This window comes from Breznakia pachnodae (assembly GCF_030814225.1).
GTDB classification, from domain to species: domain Bacteria; phylum Bacillota_I; class Bacilli_A; order Erysipelotrichales; family Erysipelotrichaceae; genus Breznakia; species Breznakia pachnodae.
Window position 1 is genome coordinate 430383 of sequence record NZ_JAUSUR010000002.1, and the last position, 12611, is coordinate 442993.

The following is a 12611-nucleotide window of genomic DNA, read 5'->3' on the forward strand; positions in this document are numbered from 1 at the left end:
AACTTCTATATGAATCAGGAATATTTATTTATTGAAACTTTTTATGAAGTTTCATCGTATTATTACTGAGGATAGAAAAATCATCTTCGCTTAAGAAAACCAGTAGAGTTATGATATAATGGACTGGTTAGAACAGAGGATGATTATGGCAAAAAAAGATATGTTGGATTGTGACCAGATCCTGGAGAAGTTTTCCAGTACGGTTTACAAAGTAGCACTGTCACAAGTTAAAAATAAAGAAGATGCAAATGATATCTTTCAAGAAGTGTTTTTACGCTTGGTTCGATACCAAAAAGAATTTGAATCGGACGAACATATAAAAGCATGGTTAATTCGAGTAACTATTAATTGCTGTAAAGATTTTTTTAAGAATCGTTACAATAGTAACAAGCAAGAATTAGTAGTTGATATTCCATTTGAAGATCCAAAGCATCATGAAGTTTTTTATCATGTACAGGAGCTGGAAGAAAAGTATAAGATTATTATTCATCTGTTTTATTATGAGCAGTACTCGATTAGTGATATTGCGAAGATATTGGATATGAATGAATCTACAGTAAAAACTAGACTATCCAGAGGGCGAGATCGGTTGAAAGTAAGACTGGAGTGTGAGCGTGATGCTTGATGATTACAAAGATGCATATGATGAAATTGAAGTGCCAAAAGATTTGATTCATAAGACATCAGTTCTAATGAAAGAAGAACAAGAAAAACAAAAAGAGAAGAAGAAATTTAGTTTTTTTTCAATGCCAATGTTATTTGGTCTTGGTACAACAGCTGCAGTGGTTGCAATTATTGTTGGGGTGATGGGGCAGTCATCTGATCAACTGATTACAACGGATTTAACTGCAGGACAGACAGTCGAAGAAGTTGAACTGAGCGATGGGCATATGGTATTTTCTGATAACCAGATGATTGGTGATTTGGAAGAAATACCATCGGATAGCGTTGTTGAAAAAAGTACAAAGGATGAAATTGAGGCTTTTTTGGGAGAAAGTATTCAAGAAATGGAAGTTCCAGAAGATTACAAACTGGAAGAAACAATGTATGAGAGTATTTATGAAAATGAAGAAATGATAAATGCTAGAGTTACATACATATATGAATATAATGATCAGATATTAAAAATTTCATATCAACTGAAGTTAGATGAAACCATAAATGGAAATTCTGAAGTGAATGGTGTTTCATGTGATGTCTGGTATGATGATAAATCAAGTGAATATGGGGCTAACTATATTAAAGATGATTATATTTATACAGTAGTTACAACTGAAACTTCTCAGGAAGATTTTATAACGATATTGAATATGGTTATAAAATAAGATTTGAAGATGATTCTAGAAAGGAACAAATAAACAATGAAGAGAAAAATATTTGGATTACTGCTAGCAGTAATGGTATCAGCTGGAGCATTAAGTGGATGTTCATCAAGCAGCAACAAAGATGAAGAGGCTATTAATACACTAAATGATGCATTAGAAAAAACAAATGAAGAGGCATCATCAGCTGGATCAATGTCTATGTCAATGAACATGGAATCTGGTGGAGAAGAAATGTCAATTGAAATGGCTATCGATTTTATTATCAACAATGCAGATGATGAATCAAAGATGGAAGCAGACATGGGTGTTACAATGAATATGTATGGCTCTGAATACGAAGGAAAAATGTATATGAAAGATGGTAAGACATACATGGATATGTATGGGTCGAAAACAATTTCATCTGCAGATTCTGGAGAATCAATGAGTGAACAAACTGGATTAACTGAAATCGATGAAGATTCTATTGAATCAGCACAAATTGAAACTAAAGATGGTAAGAAAGTAATTACAATCGAATTAAGTCAAAAAGCTGTAAAAGAATTAGTAATGGATCAATTGTCAGAAGATTTATCTAGTAGTGGATTGAGCGAAGACAACATTGATATTAAAGACTATAAGATTGAATATGTAGTTGGTGATGATGGATTTATTTATGAACAAGATATTTCATTCTCATTAAAACTTAGTGTTGATGATGATAGTGCTACATTAGATATGAAAGCTAATGTTACATATACATCATTTGGGGAACAAAAAATTGAATTCCCAGACTTCAGCGAGTATGTAGAAGAATAGAAGAAAAGTGACTATGTTATGTTGAAATTAAGATGACATAGCATAGTCATTTATTATAGTAATGCTATGAATATCACGATAGTGAAATGTATTTCCTTTTTCATTGTTTGATATTCAAAAAGTCAAAAAAAACTTTGACACTCAATGTGAAAAATTATATTATTAGAGTGTTAGTGGTATAAACCATACTAAAGGGCATAGTAGTTTATACTAATACACGAAGGGTAAAAAATAAAACAGGGGTATGGCCAAATCAATGATTTGGTAAATGAAGATAGGTAACATTTTTTTAAGTGTTGTTTTGTTTTTGCTTGGTTAAATATACTTTTTAAACCATCTAAGACACCTATCTTAGATGGTTTTTTTGTTCGCTAGAATAGTTAGTGCAAATAAAGAAAGAATATTTCAGGGATTTTTATGAAAACACTTTAAACAAGTGAAGATGAAAAATCAAATATTCTTACAGGTCCACAAGAAAGGTACCTGGTATTAAAACGTAGTGTTTAATATGATTTTGTAGAAATCAGTTTCTTGTTGTCAGAATACAGGAGGGGAATAAGTAGTATGAATGATAATATTTTTAGTGAAGATATAAGAAAATCTTCAACAAGTATTGAAAGTGAATTTGATTTAATTAGTTTATGTGAGAGACGAGGGGAATTTGTAAACTGTAATGCTGAGTTTAAAGATGAAAAAGAGACAGTTGTATTTAATTATGATACAACAGGATTATTTTCATTTGAAGAACTTGGTAAAACTAGAATCGATAAGATCAGGTTTTTGCTGAGTGTACAGAGATTGGAAGCAATCTCAAAGCGATTTGTTTTTTCGCTACAACCAGAGAACCTGTTTTTTGATGCAAATTTGAATGCAAAAGTGCTGCGTCGTGATGTTATTGGTGACGATGAACATGCAGACTTCCTGCTTCAATATAAGAGTTTAATTGGAACCGTTATGATGAAACAATACTCTTATCAAGATTTTTATGAAGGTGGATTGTCACTGATGGATAAGGATAAGTTTTTATCACAGATAAAATCTTGTACAACCACTCAGGAAATTGTTTCCTTGTTATTTGAACAATTTACACTTGAAAAAGAAAAAGCACTGAAGACAGTTAGTGTTCCTAAAAAGAAACAGACAATCAATAAGATTGCATTGAGAGTTTTTGTTGTATTGAGTGTCTTATTGTTGGTGCTGAATTTGTATCAGTTTATGTTTATTAATAAAGATCAAAGTACAGAACTTAAAGCAATGAGTCATTATGTGGATAACAACTATGTAGATACAATTGATACACTTGAATCTACATCTACAGATAGCTTAAGCAAAGAGAGTATGTATATCCTTGCAGTATCGCATATTAAGTCTAGTGGATTGAATGATGAAGCAAAGAGCAATGCCTTATCGCAAATTAAATTAAATGGAAATGAATCTTATAGTAAGTTCTGGGTGTTGTTGGGACGAAAAGAATTTGATGATGCATATGAAATTGCTAATAAATTCTCAGATGATCGTCTGCTTTATTACGCTTATAGTGTGGAGTATAGTTCTTTGAATACAAATACAGAGTTAAGCAGTGAAGAAAAGGCAACTAGAAAAAGTGAACTTGAGAAATTAATTGATGATTATATTGAAAAAGTTAGTGAAAATGAAGAGAGTGAGAAGTAAATATGAATCATGTAGTAATATTGAAAGACTCACATTATGAAGAGATACCTTTTCTAAAAAAGATCGAGTATAAAGGGAAGATATTAGAAAAGAGTGAACAGGGATTCGCTTATGCTGGAGAAATAATTAATGCTTATGAGCTAAATGAAGTTGATAATGAACAGTTTTTAGTTATGAGTGATCAGTCGTTATATATAAAGCGAAAACCAGTAGTTACAGTTGCTAATAAGTTAGCAGATATTACAATATCTGATTTCGATGTACAAATATATTTTGAAAAAGATACATACCACTTTAGTGGGAATATAAGTCATGTATATCACAATGGGAAACTTGCAAAAGAAGAAGGAACTTTTACAAATGGAGATATTTTTCAGATAAAGAATATTCGATTTACGCTTTTTGATGATTATATTGAAGTGCAAGGAAATCGCAATACGATTGAAACAATATTACCAATTGTTGAAAATATTCAAAAGCGTTTTGATACATTTCCTAACTATAATCGTTCACCAAGGATTATTAAGAAGGTGAATGAAGAAGATATTAAGATTGCAAAACCGCCACAAAAGGCAGAGTTAAATACCAAAGGAGTTCTTGCAACATTTGTACCTACCCTACTAATGGCAGTTGCAACTGTTGGGGTTGGGTTCTTTATGGGTAGAGGTATTATGCTAATTACAATGGTGCTAAGTAGCGTTGTAACCCTAGTGACGAATGTTAGTAAATTCTTTAGTGATAAAAAAGAAACGAAAGAAAAAAATATTAAACGTGAAGAAGTATATAGTAAGTATCTTCTAAGTTTAAGAAAAAGGACATTTCATCAATATAATGATGCAAAGGAAGCACTGCATTATCACAATCCATCCGTAAATGAAATAAGTACGATGATTAATGAATACAGCAGTCGTTTGTATGAACGAAATGCAAATGATGAAGACTTTCTGACTATTTGTATTGGTCGCTCATCAGAACAGGCACCATTCTCCATTCTACTGGATCGCTCAGAAATAGAAATGGAAGAAGATGAACTGTTGAATGAAGCACAAAGCATTTGTGATGAATATAGTAATATGAGAGATAAACCAGTTGTAATTGATTTGAAACAGGCACATCTTGGTTTAATTGGTGATAAACGTAATATTCATGAACAGTTGAAAGTATATTTCTCGCAACTGACCTTTCTTCAAAGTTATCATGATTTGGAAATCATTTATTTATACAGTGAAGAAAATAGAGAAACGTTTAACTATTTAAAGTGGTATCCACACTTTAAAGTGAAAGCAATCAATACACTTGGTTGTATCTATAATGAGAGAATGCGTGATCAAGTACTTGGTAGTGTCTATCAGATGTTGAAGGATCGCAAACTAAAAGAAGAGGAAAATAAAAAAGAAACAAGATTCTTGCCTCACCTATTATTTGTGATTGATGAACCAAGTTTGGTGTTAAATCACTCAATTATGGAAATGTTGCAGCTTGAGATGAATACCCTAGGATATTCAATCATCTATACAACAAGTCAAAAATCAAAACTTCCTGAAAATATTAAAACTGTAGTTTCGATTGAAAACCGTGATCAGGGAATTCTGGTTATGGAAAATCAGGAGTTAATGAATAAGAAGTTTAGGTTAGATCATACTAAAAATGTAGATTTAGAAAAAGAAGCTAGAATTCTAGCAGCAATTGAACATCAGGAGAAAATCAGTTCACAGATTCCTGAAAGTATTGGATTCTTTGAATTATTCAAGGTAGAATCACCTGAACAATTCAGAGTAAAAGAAAAATGGAATCAGAATGCGGCATTTAAATCATTGGCAGTTCCTCTTGGCGTACGAGCAGTGGATGATATTGTAATGCTTGATTTGCATGAAAAAGCGCATGGGCCACATGGTCTAGTTGCAGGTACGACAGGTAGTGGAAAATCAGAGATTGTGCAATCATACATTTTATCGCTTGCATTACACTTTCATCCTCATGAAGTAGGATTCCTTCTAATTGACTATAAGGGTGGAGGAATGGCAAATCTATTTAAGGACTTGCCTCACCTACTTGGGACAATTACTAACCTGGATGGTAGTGAAAGTATGCGTGCTCTTGTATCAATTCAAAGTGAATTAAAAAGAAGACAAAGGATATTTGGTGATCATGATGTAAATAATATTAACGCATACCATAAATTATTTAAATCAGGAAAAGCGGAAGAACCACTTCCCCACCTATTTATTATTTCAGATGAGTTTGCGGAGTTAAAGAAAGAGCAACCAGAATTTATGAAAGAGCTAGTTTCAACTGCTCGTATTGGTCGTAGTTTAGGAGTTCACTTAATCCTTGCAACCCAAAAACCTACAGGGGTTGTGGATGATCAGATATGGACAAACTCAAAGTTTAAATTATGTCTAAAAGTTCAAAATGAATCGGATAGTAAAGAGATGTTGAAAACTCCAGATGCAGCTAATATTACACAACCTGGGCGAAGCTATTTACAGGTTGGTAATAATGAGATTTATGAATTATTTCAATCTGCATATAGTGGAGCAGCGTTTGTAAGTGGTGGTGAAGAAAAATCATTTGTTGATAATCGTATTTATCTATTGAATGAATTAGGACAAGGCCAACTTATTAATGAGGATTTAAGCGAACAAGATGAAAAGATAGAAGTTAAAAAATCAGAACTTGATGTAACAATTGATTATATTGCTCAAGAGTATGAATCGCTTCATGCAGTGGAAGTTAAGAAACCATGGCTTCCATCACTGAAACAAAAACTTGTAAATCCAGCAATTGGTAAAGTCTGTGATGTATGTACATATCCAACTTTAGATTTGAATTTACATGTTGGTATGATGGATATTCCAGAAGAACAACGTCAGAGTGAATACATTATTGACTTAGAAAAAGAAGGAAATATTACGTTTGTATCAGCATCAGGATTTGGGAAATCGATAGTTCTTGCAAATATGTTATTAAACTTAGCTATGCAAAATAGTGTTGATAATCTTAATTATTATATTCTTGATTTTGGAAACAGCGCTCTAATTAACTATCGTGAGTTACCACATACAGCGGATTACATTACGATGGATGACGAAGAACGTCTAAACAAGTTTATGAAGTTAATAGAAGATGAAATTAAGAAACGTAAGAAGTTACTATCAGAAAAAGCAGCACAGAATTTTAATGTATACAACCAGTTAAGTGATCAGAAGTTACAAGCTATTGTTGTTGCTGTAGATAATTTTGATGTAGTAAAAGAAATTAGTGATGATATGAAAAACTTCTTTGTGAAATTAACACGTGAAGGAATGAGCTTAGGAATTTATCTGGCAATGTCAGTATCTCGTTTTGGTTCTATTCACTACACAATGACAAACTATATGAAAGTACGTGTTGTTGGATATTTATTTGATAAATCAGAATATAGTCCAATCATTGGAAGTATTAAAGATGTTCTTCCTGAAATTAAAGGGCGTGCTTATATAAAGAGTGATGGAATTCATATGATACAACAATACATACCATTTGATTTTAGTGATGATGTTGACTTATTGAACAAATCAAGAAGGTTAGTGAAAGAAATTGCTGAAAGTAATAGTGGAAGCAAAGCTCAAGGAATAGCTGTACTTCCAGAAAAATTAGTTTACAGTGATTTGAATTCTTATCAAAAACATAAACGAGATATTTATCTAGGATTATGTTGTCAGGATGTAATCATGGAAGGTATTGAAACAACTCAAAATCCATTCTTGATTTTGGGTTCTAAGGGTAGTGGTAAAACAAATGCTATTAAAGTAATTTTAAATCAAGCAAAAGAGAATGGAAAAGTTACATTGTTTGATTCTAATAAAATGGAACTGTTTGCATATGGTAAACATGAAAATGTTACTTACCTCGAACAAAGCAGTGAGTTTAAAAGTCATGAAGAGCAATTGAGAAATACAATTGAAAAACGAATGGAAGTATTAAGAGAAGCTACAAAACGCGGTGAAAATAGAATGGATGTATTAAATGGATTTGAAAACATATATATTATCATTCATGAATTAGATGATTATATTAAGTTTGTAAGTCCATCACCAGATTTTGTAAGTCTGATAAGAGATGCAGTAGAAGTACATATCCATTTTATTGTAGCTAGTGAGTCAACGAAATTTAAAGGAATCGATAAAATGATTACTTACTTCAAAGAAGTAAATAATGGATTAGGTCTTGTCAATATGGGTGAGGTTTCTACTGGAATGCGTTTGAGTTTTAGAGATAAATTACCAGAATTCAAGAAAGCGATGTATTTCAGTGATGGAAGTCATAAACCAATAACAATGTTGTGGGATGAGAAAAGTGAATCATAGGAGGGATGAATATGAAAAAGCGAATAAAAATAGTAGCTGTTGTAATGGCGGTTATGTTATCAGGTGTAGTTGGTGCACTTATGCAGAAGTATTTCTTTACTGAAAAAGAAGTACAAGAAATTATTAAAAGCAATGAGTTTACAACGGATGAAGTTGTAGTTGTTAATCTAGATGAAGGTATTCAAAGTGGTAATACAACTATTAACTATGGGAATGAACTATTAGCTAAAATTGATGTAAATACAGTTGGACTAGATGAAGCAAGAACCGGAGTAACGAATGGAGTATATGCGGGATATGTAATTATTCCAGAAAGTTTCTCAAACTCAGTAGAAAGTATCAACCTAGCAAATCCAGAAACTGCGATTTTAAAATATGAATTTAGTGAAAATTTAAATAAAGAAGCACAGAAAACATCAACAGAAAAGATACAAAGTATTGAAGATACTTTGAATTATGAAATTGGATATATGTATCTTACTTCAATTCTAAAGGAAGTACATGATGGTCAAGATCAGGCAACAGCAGTTATGCAAAATGATCAAACTGCATTGGATGCCGTAAATTCAATTCAGTCAGTTGATTTAATAACGATGGTTGAAATTACAGAGTTTGATGTAATTGAAAAAGACACACCTACATTAGATACAGGTGAAGAAGAAGCAAACTACCAAGCTGTTGTAGATGAAATGAAAGTAGTAAATGAAGAAAACAAAACTTCAATTATGGAAACATATGCTGCAGTAACAGATGCAATTGAAAAGTTAAAAGAAGAAAAATTTACATGGGATATCTTCACAAATGAAGATGGAGAATTAGTGTACAATGGTCAAGCGATTAAAGATAAAGTTGCAAATGATGTAACAAAGAACACAAATGATGCTATTGATAAAAGTGTAGATACAGCAGTTGATAAATCCGTAGATGATTCGGTTGATAAAGCAGTAGATGAAACACTTACAGAAATTACAAATCAGATGAATTATGATATATCAGTGATACAAGGAACCGAATTACAAGACTTGTTAACATTACAAACAAATGTTCAAACACGCTGTATTAAAACGATAATTGTAACACCAGCAGATCCAGATGATCCAACTTCAGTTGATGTAATGGGTCCAAATCCTGATTACAATGCAACAACATGTGAATTACTTATTGAGAATTTTAGTAATGGAACATATGAAACTACGTTAAATCCATCGACATATATCCCAACTACAATAAGTGTGGGTGGGGTAGATAAGGATATAAAATTGCATATTAAAGATAGTATAAAACCAACCCTTAAGTCGCAGTTAAAAGATCCATTAAAAACACAGGTAAAAACAGATAGTGATATCTTAACAAAAATAGAAACTACAATTAATTCGATTATTACAGTTGATAATACAACAAACGAAATTAATGGTGGATATATTAAAAGAGATTTACTTGATTCATTACAAAAGCATTACAGTGGCTATACAACTGAAATGAATGAGTTAAATAGAGAAGTAGATAAAGTGGAATCAACAGCAAGTACGTTCCGTATTGAAGGTATTCTAAATAGTACAAATTCTAAATTAGATAGCAAATTAACAAACATTAACAGCAATACTGCTTTATTATTAAAAGAAGTAGATACATTAGCTGGCGAATATGAAACTAGACAAAAAGAGATTGAAACAGAAGCAAATCTAAAAATTACAGAGATATCTACTAATGTATCTAAGTCTCAGCAAGAATCAAATGAAAAGATTGAAGCTGGATTACAAAGTGCAAAAGAGTCGGTTGTAACTTCAACTGGTAATAATAGTGATTTGTTATATCGTTTTACAAGTAAATTGAAGAATACAAAATATGGAGAAACACAAAGTAAAGAAGTAAAAGATCACATTCTGAATCCAGCAGTAAAAGATGGAGATGGTGTGAGTGCACCTTCAATAGCTGCATCTACACCTACAACAGATGAAGATGACAGTTTACCAACATCTTGGTTATATATTGGAGGAATTGGAGTGGTTCTATTGTTATTAACAGTAGGATATGTTGTGTTTTCAAAAAAAGAAACAGAAGAATAGTATTTAGAATTATAGTTACAAATGACATAAGTCATTAGTAATAGATTTGATGAAAGGAGGGAATCAAATGTCAAATATGCAAGCTAACTATAGTGATTTAGAAGCTACAGGAGTTAAAGTCAAATCGACATATGGAGGAAACGCGGGTTCATTTATGGCACTAGTTAATGAAATTAATAGTACTTTGAACACAGCTCAAGAAGCTTGGATTGGTAATGCTTCTGAAGAATACCAACGTCAATGGGAAGAATTGATGCCACAATTTAGAAATGCAGCAGAAATTCTTGAAATTTTAGGAACTAATATTGAAACATATGCTAAAGACTTAGCAAATCTAGAAGCTAAACATTCAAACAAGTAATAGAAGGAGAAAATGATGAAGAAAATAATATTAAAAATAGGTATAGTTTTCTCGATTCTATGTGGAATAATAGGATTAAGCCAAACAGAATTAGAGGCTGCTACTATTTATACTGGAACATGGGGAACATCAAATTGGACGATAAATACTGATACAAAGATGTTAACTATTGATGCTGGAACATTTGCAGAAGGTATTCCAAACTGGCAAGTGTATGCAGCAGATTTTAATCGTATTGAGTTTACTGGTCCGATTATATTAGCAGCAGATTCATCTTATGTCTTTAGTAATATGTCTGGTGTATATGATATCAGAAATATATCAAATCTAAATACTGAAAATGTAACAAATATGAGTCATATGTTTGATAATTCATCTGTATTAAGCGCTCTTGATTTAAGCGGATTTGATACAACGAATGTGACAGATATGAGTTATATGTTTAATAAATGTAGAAACTTGTCTATTCTTAATTTAAGTAGTTTTGATACTGAAAATGTAATAGATATGAGTTATATGTTTAATGGCTGTAAAAATTTTAAAACTCTTAATATCAACAATTTTGATACATCAAACGTAGTTAATATGAGTCATATGTTTAGTGAATGTAACGACTTAACTACAGTTGATATAAGTGGTTTTAATACTTCAAATGTAACAGATTTAAGTAGTATGTTCAATAAATGTGGGTATCTCGTAGCTATAGATGTGAGTAACTTTGACACGACAAATGTAGCAAGTATGAAAAATATGTTTAATGATTGTCAGAGCTTAACTACAATAGATGTAAGTGGTTTTATTACAGGAAAAGTAGTAGATCTAAGTGGGATGTTCAGCAATTGTAGAAATCTTATAACAATAGATGTGAGTGGATTTGATACAAGTAATACGACAACAATAGAGAAACTATTCTATCATTGCATGTCAGTTAACGAATTAGATGTAAGTAAATTTAATACAAGTAAAATAACAAGCATGGAAGCAGTGTTTACTAATTGTAGGAATGTAAGGGAATTAGATGTTAGCAACTGGGATACAAGTAATGTAACAAAAATGAATAATTTATTTTCACATTGTCTCGAAGTAGAAAATTTAAATGTAAGTAATTTTGATACAAAAAATGTTACTACAATGAATTGTATGTTCAGTAATTGTGTTAAATTAGATAATTTAGATGTTACAGGTTTTGATACCTCTAATGTAATAGATATGAATAGTATGTTCTGGTGGAATTGGAGTATGACTAAAATTGATGTTACCAACTTTGACACATCAAATGTGACTAATATGAATGGTATGTTTGCAGGTTGCCATGAACTAACAGATTTGAATGTTACCAACTTTGACACATCAAATGTGACCAGTATGAGTAATATGTTTTGGAAATGCTATAAAATTGAAGAATTAGATGTAAGTAATTTTGACACAAGTAAAGTAATAGGTATGAGAAGTATATTTGAGGAATGCTATAGTTTAAAGACACTAGATATAAATAATTGGAGTACAGCAGCTATAACAGATAAACGGTATTTTGCAAATATGTTTAGTGAATGTAGTTCACTTGAATCTATAAAAATAAGTGAAGATATGATTATTCAATACGATGTTTTATTGCCTGCAATCGATACAACAACTGGTGAATATACTGGAAGATGGATAGGAAAAAATGCTAATAATGTATATGAAAGTAGTCTTGATTTTATGATGAAATATGATGGTTCAAAACCTGATACGTATGTATGGGAAAAAGTATATAAAGAAGAACCTAATGATGAAAATAATGAATCAACAAAACCTGGCATTGAAGTAGAAAGTGAGAAAAAAACACCAAATAAAGCTAATGCAACATCAATAAGTGAAGATAAAACTGCACCATTAACAGGCGATTTATATAGAAATATGAAATATATATATATATTAATATTATTAATATCAGGATTTACAATAATAACTGTCCATGTAAAGCAGAAGGATAACAAATAATTTTATGAGTATAGTTACAAATGACATAAGTCATTAGTAATAGATTTGATGAAAGGAG

The 12611-nt window shown here is 31.3% G+C and carries 8 protein-coding genes; all 8 read left to right on the top strand.

Going from position 1 to position 12611, the window contains the following annotated elements:
- Positions 1–145: 145 nt before the first annotated feature.
- The 8 genes from J2S15_RS07930 (at position 146) to J2S15_RS07965 (ending at position 12553) form a co-directional block, all read left to right on the top strand.
- Positions 146–625 (top strand): RNA polymerase sigma factor, encoded by a 480-nt coding sequence (locus J2S15_RS07930; protein WP_307407084.1) that lies wholly within the window; start codon positions 146–148, stop codon positions 623–625.
- On the top strand, positions 618–1325 hold the full coding sequence (locus J2S15_RS07935) for a hypothetical protein (protein ID WP_307407086.1): 708 nt from the start codon (positions 618–620) through the stop codon (positions 1323–1325). Before J2S15_RS07930 ends, J2S15_RS07935 begins: the two co-directional genes overlap by 8 nt.
- A gap of 36 nt (positions 1326–1361) precedes the next feature.
- Positions 1362–2123, top strand: a complete 762-nt coding sequence (locus J2S15_RS07940) for a DUF6612 family protein (RefSeq protein ID WP_307407088.1) — start codon at positions 1362–1364, stop codon at positions 2121–2123.
- 564 nt (positions 2124–2687) lie between these two features.
- Positions 2688–3794, top strand: a complete 1107-nt coding sequence (locus J2S15_RS07945) for a type VII secretion protein EssB/YukC (protein WP_307407090.1) — start codon at positions 2688–2690, stop codon at positions 3792–3794.
- 2 nt (positions 3795–3796) lie between these two features.
- On the top strand, positions 3797–8143 hold the full coding sequence (gene essC / locus J2S15_RS07950; RefSeq protein ID WP_307407091.1) for a type VII secretion protein EssC: 4347 nt from the start codon (positions 3797–3799) through the stop codon (positions 8141–8143).
- Positions 8144–8154: 11 nt separating this feature from the next.
- A complete protein-coding gene (locus J2S15_RS07955) occupies positions 8155–10209 on the top strand; it encodes a YhgE/Pip domain-containing protein (protein WP_307407093.1) in 2055 nt (684 codons plus the stop codon).
- Between the two features lie 67 nt (positions 10210–10276).
- Complete coding sequence (locus J2S15_RS07960) at positions 10277–10570, top strand: WXG100 family type VII secretion target (protein WP_307407094.1); 294 nt, start codon at positions 10277–10279, stop codon at positions 10568–10570.
- 15 nt (positions 10571–10585) lie between these two features.
- Positions 10586–12553 carry a BspA family leucine-rich repeat surface protein gene (locus J2S15_RS07965; protein ID WP_307407096.1) on the top strand — a complete coding sequence of 656 codons (1968 nt, stop codon included), beginning with the start codon at positions 10586–10588 and terminating at the stop codon, positions 12551–12553.
- Positions 12554–12611: the final 58 nt, after the last annotated feature.